This window comes from Sphingobacterium multivorum, assembly GCF_900457465.1.
GTDB lineage: Bacteria > Bacteroidota > Bacteroidia > Sphingobacteriales > Sphingobacteriaceae > Sphingobacterium > Sphingobacterium multivorum.
The window spans coordinates 1,156,027-1,172,300 of sequence record NZ_UAUU01000002.1 but is presented as its reverse complement, the minus strand read 5'-3'; the positions used below and the strand labels follow the sequence as shown (position 1 = coordinate 1,172,300).

17 protein-coding genes and 1 pseudogene are annotated in these 16,274 nt (G+C 39.6%); 9 read left to right on the top strand and 9 right to left on the bottom strand.

What is annotated here, in order from left to right:
* Positions 1–67 precede the first annotated feature (67 nt).
* The 6 genes from DTA23_RS05255 to DTA23_RS28485 all read left to right on the top strand — a co-directional run bounded on the left by DTA23_RS05255 (position 68) and on the right by DTA23_RS28485 (position 5,765).
* Entirely contained in the window at positions 68–445 is a 378-nt protein-coding gene (locus DTA23_RS05255) for a hypothetical protein (RefSeq protein ID WP_075990767.1), read from the top strand.
* Positions 446–829: 384 nt separating this feature from the next.
* Positions 830–1,735, top strand: coding sequence for a FixH family protein (locus DTA23_RS05250; protein ID WP_239468788.1), 906 nt, complete (start codon positions 830–832; stop codon positions 1,733–1,735).
* Positions 1,736–1,740: 5 nt separating this feature from the next.
* The gene (locus tag DTA23_RS05245; protein WP_112373990.1) at positions 1,741–3,729 is read left to right on the top strand and encodes a TonB-dependent receptor plug domain-containing protein; all 1,989 of its coding nucleotides are present in this window, start codon (positions 1,741–1,743) and stop codon (positions 3,727–3,729) included.
* 23 nt (positions 3,730–3,752) lie between these two features.
* The gene (locus DTA23_RS05240; RefSeq protein WP_112373989.1) at positions 3,753–4,601 is read left to right on the top strand and encodes an MbnP family protein; all 849 of its coding nucleotides are present in this window, start codon (positions 3,753–3,755) and stop codon (positions 4,599–4,601) included.
* A 143-nt stretch (positions 4,602–4,744) separates the two neighbouring features.
* A complete protein-coding gene (locus DTA23_RS05235; protein ID WP_218565295.1) occupies positions 4,745–5,470 on the top strand; it encodes a cytochrome-c peroxidase in 726 nt (241 codons plus the stop codon).
* Positions 5,471–5,636: 166 nt separating this feature from the next.
* Positions 5,637–5,765: a hypothetical protein gene (locus DTA23_RS28485; RefSeq protein WP_256602842.1), complete on the top strand. Its 129-nt coding sequence runs from the start codon at positions 5,637–5,639 to the stop codon at positions 5,763–5,765.
* A 7-nt stretch (positions 5,766–5,772) separates the two neighbouring features.
* Here the strand turns inward: DTA23_RS28485 and folP are convergent, their stop codons facing one another.
* The 4 genes from folP to DTA23_RS05215 are packed head-to-tail and all read right to left on the bottom strand — an operon-like array spanning position 5,773 to position 8,548.
* Positions 5,773–6,615 (bottom strand): dihydropteroate synthase, encoded by an 843-nt coding sequence (gene folP, locus DTA23_RS05230; protein WP_112373988.1) that lies wholly within the window; start codon positions 6,613–6,615, stop codon positions 5,773–5,775.
* A gap of 30 nt (positions 6,616–6,645) precedes the next feature.
* Positions 6,646–7,125: a DUF4920 domain-containing protein gene (locus tag DTA23_RS05225; RefSeq protein ID WP_070561720.1), complete on the bottom strand. Its 480-nt coding sequence runs from the start codon at positions 7,123–7,125 to the stop codon at positions 6,646–6,648.
* 1 nt (position 7,126) lies between these two features.
* Complete coding sequence (locus DTA23_RS05220; RefSeq protein WP_070561718.1) at positions 7,127–7,705, bottom strand: L-threonylcarbamoyladenylate synthase; 579 nt, start codon at positions 7,703–7,705, stop codon at positions 7,127–7,129.
* Positions 7,706–7,729: 24 nt separating this feature from the next.
* Complete coding sequence (locus DTA23_RS05215) at positions 7,730–8,548, bottom strand: 2,3,4,5-tetrahydropyridine-2,6-dicarboxylate N-succinyltransferase (RefSeq protein WP_070561716.1); 819 nt, start codon at positions 8,546–8,548, stop codon at positions 7,730–7,732.
* 177 nt (positions 8,549–8,725) lie between these two features.
* On the opposite strand from DTA23_RS05215, the pseudogene DTA23_RS05210 reads away from it, so the two are divergent.
* Together DTA23_RS05210 and DTA23_RS05205 are read left to right on the top strand one after the other, a co-directional pair.
* A pseudogene (locus DTA23_RS05210) lies at positions 8,726–9,137 on the top strand (RNA-binding S4 domain-containing protein).
* Entirely contained in the window at positions 9,094–10,179 is a 1,086-nt protein-coding gene (locus DTA23_RS05205; RefSeq protein ID WP_256602831.1) for an isoaspartyl peptidase/L-asparaginase family protein, read from the top strand. The pseudogene DTA23_RS05210 and the gene DTA23_RS05205 overlap by 44 nt, the downstream one beginning before the upstream one ends.
* Before the next feature lie 117 nt (positions 10,180–10,296).
* Here the strand turns inward: DTA23_RS05205 and ytxJ are convergent, their stop codons facing one another.
* The 5 genes from ytxJ to DTA23_RS05180 all read right to left on the bottom strand — a co-directional run bounded on the left by ytxJ (position 10,297) and on the right by DTA23_RS05180 (position 14,917).
* On the bottom strand, positions 10,297–10,863 hold the full coding sequence (ytxJ, locus tag DTA23_RS27435; RefSeq protein WP_218565294.1) for a bacillithiol system redox-active protein YtxJ: 567 nt from the start codon (positions 10,861–10,863) through the stop codon (positions 10,297–10,299).
* Positions 10,841–11,377, bottom strand: coding sequence for a hypothetical protein (locus DTA23_RS05195; RefSeq protein WP_112373986.1), 537 nt, complete (start codon positions 11,375–11,377; stop codon positions 10,841–10,843). The genes ytxJ and DTA23_RS05195 overlap by 23 nt, the downstream gene beginning before the upstream one ends.
* A 287-nt stretch (positions 11,378–11,664) precedes the next feature.
* Positions 11,665–12,153, bottom strand: a complete 489-nt coding sequence (gene ribH, locus DTA23_RS05190) for a 6,7-dimethyl-8-ribityllumazine synthase (protein WP_070561710.1) — start codon at positions 12,151–12,153, stop codon at positions 11,665–11,667.
* A gap of 88 nt (positions 12,154–12,241) precedes the next feature.
* On the bottom strand, positions 12,242–12,913 hold the full coding sequence (locus DTA23_RS05185) for a tetratricopeptide repeat protein (protein WP_046674761.1): 672 nt from the start codon (positions 12,911–12,913) through the stop codon (positions 12,242–12,244).
* A 78-nt stretch (positions 12,914–12,991) separates the two neighbouring features.
* Positions 12,992–14,917, bottom strand: coding sequence for a polysaccharide biosynthesis protein (locus DTA23_RS05180; RefSeq protein WP_070561708.1), 1,926 nt, complete (start codon positions 14,915–14,917; stop codon positions 12,992–12,994).
* Positions 14,918–15,051: 134 nt separating this feature from the next.
* On the opposite strand from DTA23_RS05180, the gene DTA23_RS05175 reads away from it, so the two are divergent.
* Entirely contained in the window at positions 15,052–16,263 is a 1,212-nt protein-coding gene (locus tag DTA23_RS05175) for an alanine dehydrogenase (protein ID WP_112373985.1), read from the top strand.
* Positions 16,264–16,274 lie beyond the last annotated feature (11 nt).

Below are 16,274 nucleotides of genomic sequence, written 5' to 3'. Positions count from 1 at the left end.
TGACCAGTTTACAAGATAATGAAGCAATCTTCCTGATGTAAGCTGCTATTGAGAATAAAATATTCGAATGAAAATCAGACTGTTTATATGGATTCTATTACCCTTGATGCTCCTACAGAGCTTCTCAACGGTATGGCTATGGACAGTCTTCGAGTTGAATCGAGATTATATCGCACGTTACGAATGTATCAATCGTTTTAACGATAATGCGCTTGCCTGTCGAGGCCAGTGTATTTTGATGAAGAAAATGCGCGAACATGAGGAAAAGGAACAAAAAAATCTTGAATTACGTATTATTGATGTTGTTTTTATAAATAATACGCAAGATTTTACGTTTAAAAACACGGCTCTTTATGAAGACACTGTGGAGCGCCTGCTTCCAGTATATAAAGAAGATTATTCCTATAATCCCATCTTTACAATATTTCACCCCCCTTTGGTTTAAATCCAGCTAGTAATTTATTTGAATAAGTAATCGATCGCTGATGATGGTTTACAGTGTAAGCTAGGGCTAGTATCGCTTTATAATTGCGTTGTGAAAATGCGTTTAGCGATGTCTTGTCAAAGTAATCAATCCTCCGATTAAACTACTTATTCAGTATTTATTTCAAAGAAACCAATATGGTTATTTGGACTACATTTCGATGTGGCTCTGAATCATTATAATGTTGATCGTGGTTAGTAATCTACTTAAAATCAACAGGATGATTTCATTTCGCTACAAAAATATATCCATTTGTCATATAGGATGCCAGCATGATTTATTTAAACCGGGCTTGCGAGTTCACGAAGTAAATCGGAAAGCTTCCTTATACATGAAATATTATAGATGAGAGATTTATTTATAAAAAAAGCGGGTTTTTATATCGCGATTATAGGTCTTCTTGTAGTCGGCTGTACCAAGGCAAAAACAGACTATGAGGCCGAACGGGGAAATACTGTTGAAGAGAATATGGAGTTTAAAGAGGTTACAAGCCTTATTTCTTCAGGGTACAATATTCATATTGAAGCCCCGGGCGGGGTATTGTACCGCGGTTATAATGATATCCGCGTGAAAATCAATAAGCAGCAAAATAATGAACCTGTAGCCGTTTCCGCAGTCAAATTGCTGCCCATCCAAACCAATATGCAAGGACTGAAAATTGTTTGTCCAAACCAGCCCGTAATGGACCATACGTTAGATGGAAACTACTTTTCGGGTTACAGTGTGTTTACAGATGAAAGTTCTGCAGCAGCAAACTGGAGTTTGGAAATCGATTTTAAAATTGGCGATCAGACTTTCTCTGCTGCACAGCATGTAACTGTAATGCCGCAGACCAATAAAAATCGTAATATAACCACCTTTACCGGGAAAGATGGCGAACACTATTTAATCGCCTTGATTGCTCCTTGGAAACCAAATGTTGCTGAAAATAAACTGGTCGCAGGTATTTATAAATTAGACACTGCGCAATTGTCTTATACAAGAGTCAACGGATACACCTTGCAGTTAGATCCGCGTATGCCAGAACCTTCGATGGGCAACCATTCTTCCCCCAATAATAAGGACTTGGTCCAACAGGCCAACGGATTGTACCAAGGTGTTGTCAATTACACCATGACAGGCAACTGGACGCTGAATTTTATTTTGGTCAACCAAAATGGAAGGGTAATAGCAGGAACTGAGGTACCCAAAGACTTTACACCTGGGGTAGAAGGGCGTAAAAGTGAGTTATACATCGACATTCTATTTTAGAGGCTATGAAGAAAATAAGTGTTATGCTCTTTATGTTGTCTTTGGGATGGAACGTACACGGACAAAACAATCCTATTACGCGCGATACCACGAGACGTCTAGCGGAGGTTACAGTCACCGCAGCTACTAAAAGGAGGATCGAAAACGATCTAAAGATGACAGTCTCCGTGGATGAATATTTGGCTTCTGCAAGTAATATCAGCTTCATCAAACGTGGTGCCTACGCTTGGGAACCCCTACTCAATAATATGAGTAGCGAGCGTTCGATAATTACGATCGACGGGATGCATGTCTTTGGAGCATGTACGGATAAAATGGACCCGATAACCTCTTATGTAGAAAGTAATAATCTTGCTGCCATCGATATTAAATCGGGGCAGGAGGGTAATCTGCATGGCGCTACGGTCGCGGGCAGTATAGATCTAAAAAGAAGGAATACCTCGTTTGGGCTGCAGAAAAAAATTGGCGGAGCCTATCAGACAGGTTTTGAATTCAATAATAAGCAGACGTTCAATCTTGGAAATTTATATTACTCGAGCGACAAATTTGTGGCAGATGGAAGTATTGCCTTCCGGAAGGCTGGAAATTATTATGATGGAAATGACGATGAAGTACGGCATTCGCAATATAATAAATTCAATGCGTCTTTGGGCTTGGCCTATAAAACAAGTCCGCTCTCTGCCGTTAGGGTGGATGCTATTTTTGATCGGGCAAAAGATGTGGGATTTCCAGCTTTACCAATGGACCTATCCTTATCCAGAGCGATCATCACTTCCGCTACATACAAACAGTTGTTTGAAGAGGGCTTGGTAAAAGTATGGGACACCAAAGTTTATTTTAATGCTGTTGAGCACTATATGGATGATACAACCCGTCCGGAGAATTTGGTCCATATGGATATGCCAGGCTGGAGTACGACCTACGGTCTTTTATCTAAAATTAATCTGCAGAAAGATCGTTATTCTTCGGAAATACAGGTAAATGCTTACGATAATCTATCGATAGCTGAGATGCGTATGTATCCGCAAGATCGATCCAAACAGACCATGTTTGCCTATAGCTGGCCATGGGTGACCACACGATTCGCGAGTGTAGCCATTAATAACTCGTTAGATCTTTCTGATATCAGTAGACTTGTCTTTGGGGGTTCATTGGGTTTGAACTATAACTATTCGAAATACGTTGAATTCAACTGGATCTTCCATCCGGGTTCTCCACAGAAGAAAAATAGAATTCTGCCGAGCCTACATGCTAGCTATCAGTTAAATATTGGTCAGTTTGACTTTTCTCTAGGAACAGGGTTTGGGCATCGTGCTCCTTCTGTTTCGGAAGCGTATGGTTACTACATCTATAACAGTTTCGATCGTTATGACTATATCGGAAATCCAAATTTAAAAAATGAAGTTTCTTATGAAGCCAATGCCAGTGCCGGATTTAAGACCGGAAAGCTAAGCATTGGGGCCAAGGCCAATTATTTCTTTATACAAGACTACATTATTGGCCGGATTTTGAGTTTGGGTAGCCCCATGAACTATCAATCGGTAGGCGTAAAAGGCTATACCTCTTTAGATCATGCGACGCTGTTTAATCTGGCACTCAATGCGCAATATCAAATTTTGCCAGGTCTAGATTGGAAAGCTATACTTACCTATGCCAGAGGGCAAGACAATATGGGCGGAAACCTGCCCTTTATACGTCCCTTAAGTTATCAAACATCACTGCATTACCGATACAAAATGATCGGCGTGCAAACTTCAATGAACGGGGACTTTAGTCAAGTCAATTTTAGTCCTGAATACGGAGAGGACCAAACTGCATCCTATAAGATTTGGAATGTTTCGGCAGATTATAACTTCAATATTGGGAAATTAAATGCCGCGTTTCAGGTCGGTGCGGAGAACCTTTTCAATGAATACTATAGTACCTATGCGGATTGGGGAAATATACCACGCATGGGTAGGAATATCTTTACATCCTTAAAAATCAATTTTTAAATACCTTAGAACTTAAAAATAAAATGAAAAACAATGCAATTAAACTCCTGATGATCTCTTTGGTTATGGTTTCTTGTAGCAAAAGTGAAGACGTCGCTAACAGTGTTAACTTACATTTCAACAATACATTTAAAAATACAACAATTGTGCTGGGTAGTGCAGATTCCCCAGCTGCCACGAAAAATACATCCGCCAGCGGACAACTGTATCAGTTTTCTGAGCTAAAGTATGTAATTAGCAATATCAGACTTATTAAAGCCGACGGGTCTGAGATCCCTTATAATGTAAATGACCTGGATAAAGGGGCTACAGTAATTGATCAGGCGAAAGCAGCAACTTTAAATTATGTACTGAGTAATATACCTGTTGGCGAGTATAAACAGATCAAATTCGGTTTGGGGGTAAAACAGGAAATAAATACTCTGGATCAACTGAGATTCCCAGTTTTCTATGCAACAGCAGGAGCAAATGATACTAAAATGCATTGGGAATGGGGGACAGGTTACCGATTTACGAAATTGGAGGGCTTTTATGGTGTTGATCATAAAGAGTTGTCTATTCACACAGGGAGTACGGTCAACGGTACAAACGGCGATGAATCCACTTATAAACAGGGCGTAGATGCTTACCGGGACATTACCTTGAATTTACCTTCCATAGTTACTGTTGGAAAAAGTATACCACAGATTAACATCAGGGCAGATTTCGATAAGCTCCTAAGCGGTAAAACGAATACCATCACCTTGGGGGCCAATAATGCTACACCTAGTATTCATTCAGCAGTGGAAATGGTGAAGTTTGTTGATAATCTTGGCGGCAACGGAAGCAGCGATACAGCAGGGATGTTCACTGTTGAAGGTGTTTCTAACTAAATATGATGTAAATGGCTATGATCTGGAATGCGATTGTAGCCATTTATGGAAAACACATTAGGCATAAAAGCGAACGGATGCTTTCTGCATCAGACTATTGTGTACATTTTGAATATTCATCAACCCTTGATAAAATTAATAGGATGAAAAAAGTCATCTTAATCCTGACCATTATAGTGATTGCTTTATCCTGTAGTAGGGATGATATTGTTGATTCTAAGCTGGAAGATAACCCTATAGTCACTTTCAACATTCCTGCGGATTTTCCGAGTCTAAATAATGCGTTTAAGAGCAATAAGCCAACAAAATATGGTGTTGAATTGGGGGGAAAGCTGTTTCATGAGAAAAGATTCAGTGGAAATAATACGATATCATGTGCCAGTTGCCATAACCCCGCATTGGCTTTTTCCGATGGAAAAATGCAGGCGGTAGGGATAGATGATCGTGTTGGATTTCGGAATACGCCGCCTTTGCAGAATTTGGCTTTTATGAAATTTTATAATTGGGATGGCAATATACTCGAACTGGAAAAGCAACCTTTAGTTCCAATTATCACGCATGAAGAGATGAACTCTTCTATCTTGGAGGTTATCGGCAAAATTAATGGGGATTTTGACTACAAAGTATTGTTCAAGAAGGCTTTTGGCGATGAGAATATTACACCTGAACGAATTTATAAAAGCATTGGACAATATGAGTATACCCTAATTTCAGCCGACAGTAAATATGACAAGGTAAAACGAGGTGAAGGGGAGCAATTCACTATTGAGGAAGAACGGGGGTATCAGCTGTTTAAATTGAAATGTGAAAGCTGCCATGCATCAGAATTATTTACCGATCAGAGTTTTAGAAATGTCGGTTTCCGTTAAACAAACATCCAGATGAGGCCGGGCGAGCACGTATCACAGGTATTGATACAGACTATATGGCTTTTCGGGTACCTTCTTTAAGAAATGCGGAGTATACAGCGCCTTATGGAAGTTTTGGGCAGTTCCCAACGTTGAAATCTGTGCTGGATTATTTCGACAAGGGTTTTTGGATGCAGCTAACCTTGATCCGATTTTGAAAGAAAATGGAAAAAGAATTCCTATGACAGAAGAAGAAAAGGAAGCGATCATCGCTTTTATTAAAACATTAAGTGATCCGAAATTTGTAGGCAAATAATGCTGATTTACGAATAGAAGAGATCAACCAATTGCTTCGCTTCCTTTACATCATGTACGCGGAGAATTTGTACACCTCTTTCGAGAAGTAGCGTATTTAAAGCAGTGGTGCCGTTTAAAGCTTCCTGGGCAGTGATTCCGATTTTTTTATAAATCATGGATTTACGGGATATTCCGCCCAAAATTGGTAATTCAAAGTAATGAAGTTCATTGACACGATAGAGTAACTCATAGTTTTGTTCCACTGTCTTTGCAAAACCAAATCCCGGATCAAGAATAATATCTTTCACCCCCATACTTCTTAGCGTCGCAATGCGGTCACCTAAAAAGGTGGCTACGTCAGTTACAATATCGTTGTAATCGGTTTTTTCCTGCATATTTTCGGGAATACCGCGCATATGCATGAGAATATACGGAACTTGATATTTTGCTACCGTGGCGAACATGTTATCGTCGAGTGTACCTCCCGAAACATCATTTATGATGTGCACTCCCGCATCGATTGCCGCAGCGGCAACGTCTGCCCTAAAGGTATCTATTGATAAAATTGCGTCAGGAAATGCAGTTTTAATCGCCCGAATAGCAGGAAGAGCTCGATCCATTTCCTCCTGTGATGAAATCAATGGAGCACCTGGACGTGAGGAATAGGCGCCAATATCAAGGATTTGAGCACCTTCAAGCAATAGCTTCTTGGCTTTCTCTACCGCAAGTTCGACGGTTGTATTGTCGCCACCATCATAAAATGAATCTGGAGTCACATTGAGTATCCCCATAATAATGGGCTTTTCGAAAGCCATTAAGGTACCATCGACCAGTATGGAATGACAGGGTGAAGGCTGGAATATTTTCATCAGAACAATGCTAGGCTTGGTGAGAAGGGCTTATTTGACAACCAAAACGCCGTCGGCAATAATGCTAATATCTTTTTTAGGTTGAGTAATCTGATCTATTTCAGCCTGTGATTTACCCAGATCCTTTGCCGCATGTTGTAACGACGCTACAGAAACTTCTTTTTTCTTCGCAATACCCTCGACAACAACCGTTTTACCGACAATGTCTGCTGGCATGAAGAAACCATAGTCCTTAAAACGAACGGTAATAGGCTCTTCACCTTCCCGTTGCAACGTCATGAAACAGCCTTTTTTCTTACATACCTCAACGACCTTACCGGCTACCTTTCCGTTGAATGCGTTCTTTTGCGTAAGTTCTTTTTCAAGCTTTGCTACTGAAATCGCATTGGACGCAGAGATTTCTTTCCCATATTTTACACCAGGTTTGGCGCCGGGAATATCCTTTTGCTGTGCCAAAGATATATTGGTAACAGCAAAGGCTAATGCAAAAAATAAAACGATCTTTTTCATGCTATTTTCTAATAAATTCAAATTTACCACTAGGGTCCAGCTTCATGACAGTAGATGATTTCCCATCTGTTGTTACGTTTCTGTCATAGGTAACAATATAGTCTACCCCATCCTTGATGGCATCCGATATTTCGTCAAAATCTTTTGCCGTTGGCTCACCACTGATATTTGCCGAAGTTGAAATGATCGGTTTGCGAAACCGTTGCAAAAGCTGTTCACAAAAAGGGTGTTTGACAATTCGAATGCCAATTGAACCGTCCTCAGCAATTGCATTGGGCGCAAGATTTTTGGCATTCGAATAGACAATTGTCAAGGGTTTTTCTGTATATTCAATAAGTTGATAAGCCACATCCGGGATTTCATTGACATAACTCGCTAATTGATTGTCGTTGTGTAAAAGGACGATCAGACTTTTGGATTTATCTCTTCCTTTTAGTTGGAAAACTTTCTCCACGGCTTCTGGATTGGTGGCATCACAGCCTATCCCCCAAATGGTGTCGGTGGGGTATAGAATTAATCCGCCGTTTTTTAACGTCTCCAAGGCCTTATTCAAATCCTCACGATCTACGAATGCACTCATCTTATCTTTATACTAGTTTTAACTTTATACAGCTACATTATGATCACGTAGTGCGTCATTTAATGAAGTCTTTTTGTCTGTAGACTCTTTACGTTGACCAATGATCAAAGCGCAAGGAACTTGGTATTCCCCCGCTGCAAATTTCTTGGTGTAAGAACCCGGAATAACAACAGAGCGGGCAGGTACATAACCTTTATATTCTACAGGTTCAGGTCCCGTAACGTCGATAATTTTTGTTGAGGCTGTCAATACAACATTGGCACCTAATACAGCCTCTTTTTCTACACGAATGCCTTCTACTACGATCGCTCTTGAACCGATAAAAACATTGTCCTCAATAATAACCGGGGCTGCTTGTACCGGCTCCAATACACCTCCAATTCCGACGCCGCCACTTAAGTGTACATGTTTCCCAATTTGCGCACAAGAGCCAACAGTTGCCCAGGTATCCACCATGGTACCTTCGTCTACATAAGCACCGATATTAACGTAAGAAGGCATCATAATCACTCCTTTAGCCAAATATGCACCTAAACGAGCGGAAGCTCCAGGTACAACACGTACACCTGTGTGCTTGTAGTCTGTTTTTAATTTCATTTTATCATGAAACACAAAAGGACCTGCAGTCATTTCGCGCATATCATTGATTGGAAAATATAAGATGACCGCTTTTTTTATCCAATCATTTACATGCCATCTTGTACCGATCATCTCAGCCACACGGATTTCACCGCTATCCAACTTCATGATAACAGCGCGGATCGCTTCTGTATATTCTTTATACTCCAATAATTGTCTATCTTCCCAAGCTTCCTCAATCAATTTTTTAAGTGGCTCTACCATATTATTTGTTTGCTTATTTGAATTAGTTTATTTTGATGTACAAACTTAGATAAAGTTGCAGTTAAAAGCAACTTTATCCATGGCTCCTTGTGCTTTAAGCATATATTTATAACGGAAATATGTTAATTTACCTGGAAGGGGCCCCGATAGTTTCTGAATATAATTATTTTTGTAAATATGGCTGGAACATCAGAAAAATTGAGAATTGATAAATATTTGTGGTCAATTCGCTTATTTAAGACAAGAACCTTGGCAACGGAGGCCTGTAAGGCTGGACGAGTAAAACTCAAAGGCCAAAATATAAAACCCTCTTATGAAGTTAAGATCGGAGATGTATACCATATCCAAAAGGGAATTGAAAAAAAAGTGGTGCAGGTGACAGGTCTTTTAGACCGTCGTGTTGACGCCAAGACTGCTGTTCAATTCTACGAAGATCAGACGCCTGTAGAAGAAACGGTAGGGTTTAAATCCGTATTTCATGCTCCTGTCCTAAAACGCGATCGCGGTACAGGGCGTCCTACGAAAAAAAGACCGTCGTGAGATAGATGATTTACAATCTTCAGAATGGTGGGAGAAAGAAGATGAATAAGCTCAAGATAAGTGCTGTGATAATTGCGGGAGCCCTGTTGGCTATCTCCTGTAAGTCGTATAAAAAATCTGTAAACGTGACAGAGGGCGGATTTGTTTTGGCGATCCATGGTGGAGCGGGGACGATCTTGAAAAAGAATATGACAGATTCGATGGAACAAGCTTATCGGATTGTCTTAGAGCAAGCACTTCGTATAGGCTACCAAAAGTTGCAAGAAGGTAAATCCAGTTTGGATGCCGTCGAATCGGCTATCCATGTGATGGAAGACTCACCTTTGTTTAATGCAGGGAAAGGAGCGGTTTTTACACATGACGGACGCAACGAGCTGGATGCCTCCATTATGGATGGTAAATCCTTGGCTGCGGGCGCAGTTGCAGGAGTGACGACGATCAAAAATCCAATCTCAGCAGCAAAAGCGATGATGGAACAGTCTGAGCACGTTATGATGGTGGGGAAAGGTGCCGAACAATTTGCAAGAAAAGTGGGGCTAACCATCGTCGATCCTTCTTATTTTTGGACTAAAGCACGTTGGGATGCTTTGCAGAAAGTGAACAGGGAGGACAGTACGCAAACACAACTAGATCACGATCAAAAACAAAGCTCACGTTTAGGAATCATCAATAAGGATGCTAAATTTGGTACAGTTGGTTGTGTTGCTTTGGATAAAGCAGGTAACCTGGCCGCCGGTACATCTACAGGAGGGATGACAAACAAGAAGTTTGGACGTGTCGGAGATTCGCCAATTATTGGTGCTGGAACGTATGCGAACAATAATACCTGTGCTGTTTCCTGTACTGGATGGGGAGAATATTATATCCGCACCGTGGCTGCATATTCGGTGTCGGCTTTAATGGAATACAAAGGTGAACATGTTGATAAGGCGAGCCGGCAAGTGATCGATCGGATTGGTGAAATGGGCGGAAATGGCGGCCTGATCGCACTGGATAAAAATGGACATGTTGCTATGCCTTTTAATACTGCCGGGATGTACCGGGGTACCGTGACCAAAGACGGTAAGATAACAGTAGAAATTTATAAATAGCCAGCACAGCTGTTTTCATCATCATAATATATCCTAAGGGATCAATATAACATATTAACCCTTGGGATAAATTTTGTTAACTATTTTTTATTGAACAGCGATTACGGCCTATACTATTTAAATTGCCGTCAGGTATTGTTCAATCTCATCAAATTGGATATCGCCATGGGAAGCATCATATAGACTTTCTTTTCCTTCAACAATCAGTATCTGAGGGGATTGATGTGTTACATTCCAACGTTGGGCAATCTCATTTGATAATGGACGGTAGCGCAAAAGATCTAAAAGATAGATTGCATAATCATGGTCTGACGTCGCAGACATACGCTCAAGACTGCGCTTAGCCATATTGCTGATACCACAAGTCGTGCTATGTTTAAAGATGGCTGCAACTTTATCAGATTGATAAAGCTCCTGTAACTGTTCCTCTGTATTTAATTCTATCCAGTTAATCATATTATAGTTCTGTAAATTTTTCTGTTCTACTTGTACAAAAGACGAAATAGCGGAGAATATACAACTCTTTTGGTCATTGCTTGTCGAATTGAAGAAACTAGGTAAACGTATACCATCGCCAATCTCCTTATATTTGCTCACTTCATAAGTGTTTTTTTCGCCCTTATCTGTGTATTCGTAACGTACAATCTCACCGGTATTTTGATCAATGTAAAGCAAACCATCCATCTTTGAACCAAAGATAGGGCCTGACGAGCTGATAGTTTGCTATCGTTAATTTTTGTCCAGCGCTGAAACTTTCCTTCTGACTTTTTAGCTGCACATTCTTCTGTCCGATCAAGGTGGGTAAAAGTAGTAGATTGAGATCCGAAAATAGCTGGTTTTTAATTGACTTTTTTAGCTCTGGCCCATCTCCAGCTATATTCCCTTCAATAAAGAGTTTATCGGCCCCTGGATTCTTAAAATTAAACAGATAGGTCACCTGATCTGTGGCGCTATAGCCGTCAAATCGACATGCTCCGGTGCTGCGATTGAACAAGAATTTTCGCTCTTCTTTTGACAATTGGTCGGAGATGGTATTTCCCTTTGCTGAGAATGCCAAATATTGCAAAGAATCCCATTTTTCCTGGCCACCAATACTTTGCCAAATCTGCTTGTTTAGACTATCGTCTTGCGCCACTAGATCCAGCTGACAGAATAACGTCAGCATAACGACCAAGAGTACATTCGATAATGTTTTCATAATCCTATTTTTTTAAGAAACAATCATCAAGTAAGCCGTATCAAAATTGATCGGGATAAACTTCATCATTGCGTCATTGTCTATAAAACTATCGATTGTTGTACATCTGATTTACAATACAATCAAAACAATTCAATAACAATTTATTCCAGTGAAAAAATAAAAATCGATTAATAAGATAACTGAATATGTTATTAATCGATTTGTATAAAATATAAGTAACTGAGTAATAAGCTGTGCTCAGTAATACTTTTCATCATTGAATGGTAGGCAAAATTAATACCAAACTAGAATTTTTTGGCAATATGAGCCATTTGTATTGCTGTAATAGCAGCTTCTTCACCTTTGTTGCCATGTTTTCCACCAGCACGATCCAATGCTTGCTGAAGGTTATCAGTAGTTAATACACCAAAAATGGCCGGTTTATTGTATTTGAGCCCTACATTGGCAATGCCATTTGCAACTGCATCGCAGATAAAATCAAAGTGTCTCGTCTCACCCTGAATGACGCAGCCTAAACAAATAACAGCATCAAAATTCTGGTTTCTGAACACAAGATCTGCTCCCGAAATTAATTCGAAACTTCCAGGAACCTCGATGACTTGGATATTTTTTTCTTGAGCGCCATGCTTCTCTAAGCCTGTAATTGCACCATTCAATAATGCACCTGTGATTTCTGCATTCCATTGTGCAACAACGATTGCAAATTTGAATGGACTTGCATCCGCAACCTGAATATGCGAAAAGTCGGATAAATTTTTAATGCTACTTGCCATAATAGGAACAAAGATAGTGATTTTAGATGGTCACAAAAAAAGAGGCTATCAAATAGCCTCTTTTTAGTATATTTTTATAATTATTCTATTATAAATGTGCTTGTACACGGCCTAATAAACCATCAATTGTTGAAGCTTCTTGGCTCTCCGGAAAATCTGTTTTAATCTTTTTGTAAGCTGTCTCTGCACTTTTGTAGTCATTTTGGGCTTCATATACAAGTCCTAGTTTTTTCAAAAAGAGTGGAGTTGTATACGAGTTGCTTGATTTTTCAGAAGCCTGCTTATAGTAGTCTGCAGCTTTTTTGTAGTCTTTTAATTCTGAATAAGCATCACCTGTTAAACCAATTACGAGTGGATCTAGAATTTGACTTCCTGTCGGAGCATATTTTTCAAGCGCTTTTGCAGCTTCATCGAATTTACCTTGACGCAAATACAAACCTCCTAAATATGCGTTTGCAATATTTGCGGATTTTGTATTGGAATATTCGTCCGCAATTTGTTTAAATCCAAGAAATGCACCATCGCCCATGATTGCTTTGCTTTGTAACGAATCAATTGTAGCAAGCTGTTCTGCTTTGTACATACGATTCGAAGCTTCTTCTGCTCTTGGATCCAGATAAAGCTTTTGATAACCAAAATAAAGTAAGATCAATACAACGATACCACCTAAAATGAACACGACACTTTTTTGGTTATCTTGAAAAAAAGATCCTTTTGAAGGTTTGAAACCTTGATTTGTATTATTTGTGTTTTTAGACATTACTAATCAGTAAAATATGGATTGCAAAAATACACTTTTCGAGCAAATTTGCAAGTGTTTTGCAAATTTTAACGTGAATTAACTTTGGTTTTCCGACTCATTCGATAGTTCAATTTCCTTATCTAGCTGTTCGTAGATGGAGTTTTTACTTTTGAATTCAGGTACAATAATTTTCATTTGATAGACAACTTCGTTTTTGTTCTGCGTCGCTAAACGCTGTTGCAATTCTCCGATTTTCATACACACCCTATCATAATTATTTTCTCTGACTTTGGCGATCATGATTTTCTCGTGGTGCGTCGGTAAGGTATTCTCTAAATCATTTAGTAATTCCTCATATAGTTTTTCACCAGGCCTTAATCCCGTGAATTTTATTTCAATATCTTCATTCGGTTTAAATCCCGAAAGGCGAATCATTTTTTTAGCTAGCTCTACTATTTTTACAGATTTACCCATATCAAAGACAAAAATTTCGCCACCTTGTCCCATTGTTCCAGCTTCAAGGACTAGTCGGCATGCTTCGGGAATGGTCATAAAATACCGTGTAATTTCTGGATGAGTAACGGTTACAGGGCCACCTTTCTGAATCTGGTCCCTGAATCGGGGGATAACAGATCCATTGGAGCCTAAGACATTGCCAAAGCGTGTTGTTATAAATTTGGTGTGAACACTTGCCCCCAATGTATTTTCCAAATGATTGTTTAACGATTGTACATAGATTTCTGCGATACGTTTTGTCGCCCCCATGATATTCGTGGGATTTACAGCTTTATCGGTAGAGACAAAGACAAATTTTTCAACCTGAAATTCTACGGCTAAATCCGCCAAATTCTTTGTTCCCATAACATTGGTCTGTACCGCTTCCAAAGGATGGTTTTCCATCATTGGCACATGTTTGTATGCTGCCGCATGATAAACATAGTGCGGCTTGAACGTGTCAAAAAGCAATTGCATCCTTTTTGTACTTCGGACGTCTGCTATATAAGTATGATAGACTTGATTTGGGAATTCATCTTGAAGGTCAAGCTGGAGATTATGTAAGGGGGACTCTGCTTGGTCACAAAGAATAATCATCTGGGGCTCGTATCTTCCCAATTGGGTTGCAATTTCACTTCCGATAGAACCGGCTGCTCCAGTAACAAGGATTCTTTTGCCCTTCGTCTGGCTTAAGATGTGGTCGTCGTTAATCTTGATCGGCTCCCTTTCCAACAAATCTTCAATTTTTATTTTCTGAATCTGATTGGGGTTAAGGTCGCCATTCATGATCTTTTTAACGGGCGGAAGTGTTAAAATATTGACGTTTTTTTCGAGCGCGACATCTGTTATTTCATTTTTGCGGTCCGAAGGGATGTTGTGTGACGCGATGATGACCTCTTCAATATTTAGTGTGTTGATGAGGTGGCTAAACTTTTGAGAAGAGTAAATTTTGGTTCCATCAATTACTTTGTTGATTTTTTGATCATTATCATCCAAGAATCCTACAATAGCATTTTTGGAACGTACATCATGGTCTAAGGTTCTTTTTACAGCAATCCCCAAATCACCAGCTCCGTAGATCAGTGTTTTTTTTCTGGAACCGTTGACTTTTTTGGTGTATAGAAAGAAAATCTTAATAATTGTTCTATATACAGTTAAAATAAGGAAGGAGAATAGGGCAAAGAAGATAATGAGTGCCGTTGGAATGTTGCGCTCGATTTCATTTGCTTGGATAACTAGTTTTATAACGAGGAGAACAAACACACTGAATGTTATCGTTGATAATATACGTATGGAATCGATGGCGCTTGTGTAACGCACGATCCCAGTATACATTTTAAAGAGATAGAACGACAAAGAACATACACCGATAAATAAAATGTAACGAATGCTAAAATCAATATCGAGTAAAAAATCGAAATTAAAATCATAATAAATGACATTTGCGAGGAGATAAGCGACGGATACACTAAAGATGTCCAATAAAAAAATGATCCACCGTGGCACTATATTGACTTTACTGAGCATGGTATTATATCTGATTAATTTAAGACAAATGTAGATAAATTTGTTTCATTCCAAAGCTGTGCCAAACCAAATTTATCTTCGTTTGATAAGATTGATTATTTATTGTAATTTTAGCTAACGATCAATTTTACAAGATGAATGAGTTAGGAAAGCTTGCGAGTCAGGCTATGATTTCTCCAAAAGAGATGCTGTTTGAGAAGAAAAAGAATGCAAAAAGTTTATTTATTGGCATTCCAAAAGAAATCTCGCTTCAGGAAAAGCGAATTTGCCTGACACCATTAGCGGTTGCATTATTGGTAGAAAATGGGCACGAAGTAATCATTGAGACGGGAGCAGGAGCAGGAGCCAATTTTTTGGATCACCATTATAGTGAGCAGGGAGCCCGTATTGTATCTTCAAGAGAAGAAGTGTACCAAGCGGATCTGATCATCAAGGTTGGCAGCCCTGTAATTAGTGAAGTCAAGCTGATGAAAGAAAGACAGCTTTTATTATCTTCTCAGCAACCTTCGCTTATGAACTTGGATGTCTTAAAGGCATTAATGCATAAAAAAATTACCGCAATTTCTTACGAATATTTAAGAGATGAGGGCGGTTGCCTAGCTGTGGTTCGTGCTATGAGTGAAATCGTAGGGGCGACGGCAACTTTAATTGCTGGAGAGTATCTGAGCAATGCATTTGGAGGCAAGGGACTGATGCTCGGCGGCGTTACCGGGGTAGCCTCGACCGAAGTTGTTATTATCGGCGCAGGGACCGTTGGTGAACAAGCTGCTCGGACGGCTTTGGCGCTAGGAGCAGAGGTAAAAGTATTTGATAATTCGATTTATAAACTTAGACGCCTACAAAATAACCTGGGTAGTCGTGTGTTTACATCTGTTATACAACCTATTATTTTAAACAAAGCCGTGATCAGTTCAGACGTTGTTATCGGTGCTTTACGAGCGCTTAATGGACGTTCCGCTTGCGTGATTTCGGAAGAGACCGTTTCTAAAATGAAACCCAATTCCGTTATTATAGATGTAAGCATTGATCAAGGGGGCAATTTTGAAACTTCGGAGGTGACCTCTCACGATAAACCTGTCTTTCGGAAATTTGATGTTATTCACTATTGTGTTCCTAATATAGCGTCTCGGGTAGCGCGAACAGCCACCTATGCCATGAGCAATATCTTCACTTCGATTTTACTCGATTTTGCTGAACTCGGGGGATTGAAAAATGCCATTTGGAAGAACCCTGGTATTCGAAGTTCCATTTATTTGTATCAAGGTAATCTGACGAATATAGATATGGCCTCCAGGTTTAATATGACAGCAAAGGATTTAGATTTATTAGTCGTCTCTTCGTTATAAATTCTAAGCGT

Coding starts and splice junctions, on each gene's coding strand:
- DTA23_RS05215 (WP_070561716.1), bottom strand. CDS start 8,548: ATGGTAGAGCCACTTAAAAAATTGATTGAGGAAGCTTGGGAAGATAGA.
- DTA23_RS05220 (WP_070561718.1), bottom strand. CDS start 7,705: ATGAGTGCATTCGTAGATCGTGAGGATTTGAATAAGGCCTTGGAGACG.
- DTA23_RS05225 (WP_070561720.1), bottom strand. CDS start 7,125: ATGAAAAAGATCGTTTTATTTTTTGCATTAGCCTTTGCTGTTACCAAT.
- DTA23_RS05255 (WP_075990767.1), top strand. CDS start 68: ATGAAAATCAGACTGTTTATATGGATTCTATTACCCTTGATGCTCCTA.
- DTA23_RS05250 (WP_239468788.1), top strand. CDS start 830: ATGAGAGATTTATTTATAAAAAAAGCGGGTTTTTATATCGCGATTATA.
- ytxJ (WP_218565294.1), bottom strand. CDS start 10,863: ATGGATGGTTTGCTTTACATTGATCAAAATACCGGTGAGATTGTACGT.
- DTA23_RS05195 (WP_112373986.1), bottom strand. CDS start 11,377: ATGAAAACATTATCGAATGTACTCTTGGTCGTTATGCTGACGTTATTC.
- DTA23_RS05180 (WP_070561708.1), bottom strand. CDS start 14,917: ATGCTCAGTAAAGTCAATATAGTGCCACGGTGGATCATTTTTTTATTG.
- DTA23_RS05185 (WP_046674761.1), bottom strand. CDS start 12,913: ATGTCTAAAAACACAAATAATACAAATCAAGGTTTCAAACCTTCAAAA.
- DTA23_RS05175 (WP_112373985.1), top strand. CDS start 15,052: ATGAATGAGTTAGGAAAGCTTGCGAGTCAGGCTATGATTTCTCCAAAA.
- DTA23_RS05245 (WP_112373990.1), top strand. CDS start 1,741: ATGAAGAAAATAAGTGTTATGCTCTTTATGTTGTCTTTGGGATGGAAC.
- folP (WP_112373988.1), bottom strand. CDS start 6,615: ATGAAAATATTCCAGCCTTCACCCTGTCATTCCATACTGGTCGATGGT.
- ribH (WP_070561710.1), bottom strand. CDS start 12,153: ATGGCAAGTAGCATTAAAAATTTATCCGACTTTTCGCATATTCAGGTT.
- DTA23_RS05235 (WP_218565295.1), top strand. CDS start 4,745: ATGAAAAAAGTCATCTTAATCCTGACCATTATAGTGATTGCTTTATCC.
- DTA23_RS05240 (WP_112373989.1), top strand. CDS start 3,753: ATGAAAAACAATGCAATTAAACTCCTGATGATCTCTTTGGTTATGGTT.
- DTA23_RS05205 (WP_256602831.1), top strand. CDS start 9,094: ATGATTTACAATCTTCAGAATGGTGGGAGAAAGAAGATGAATAAGCTC.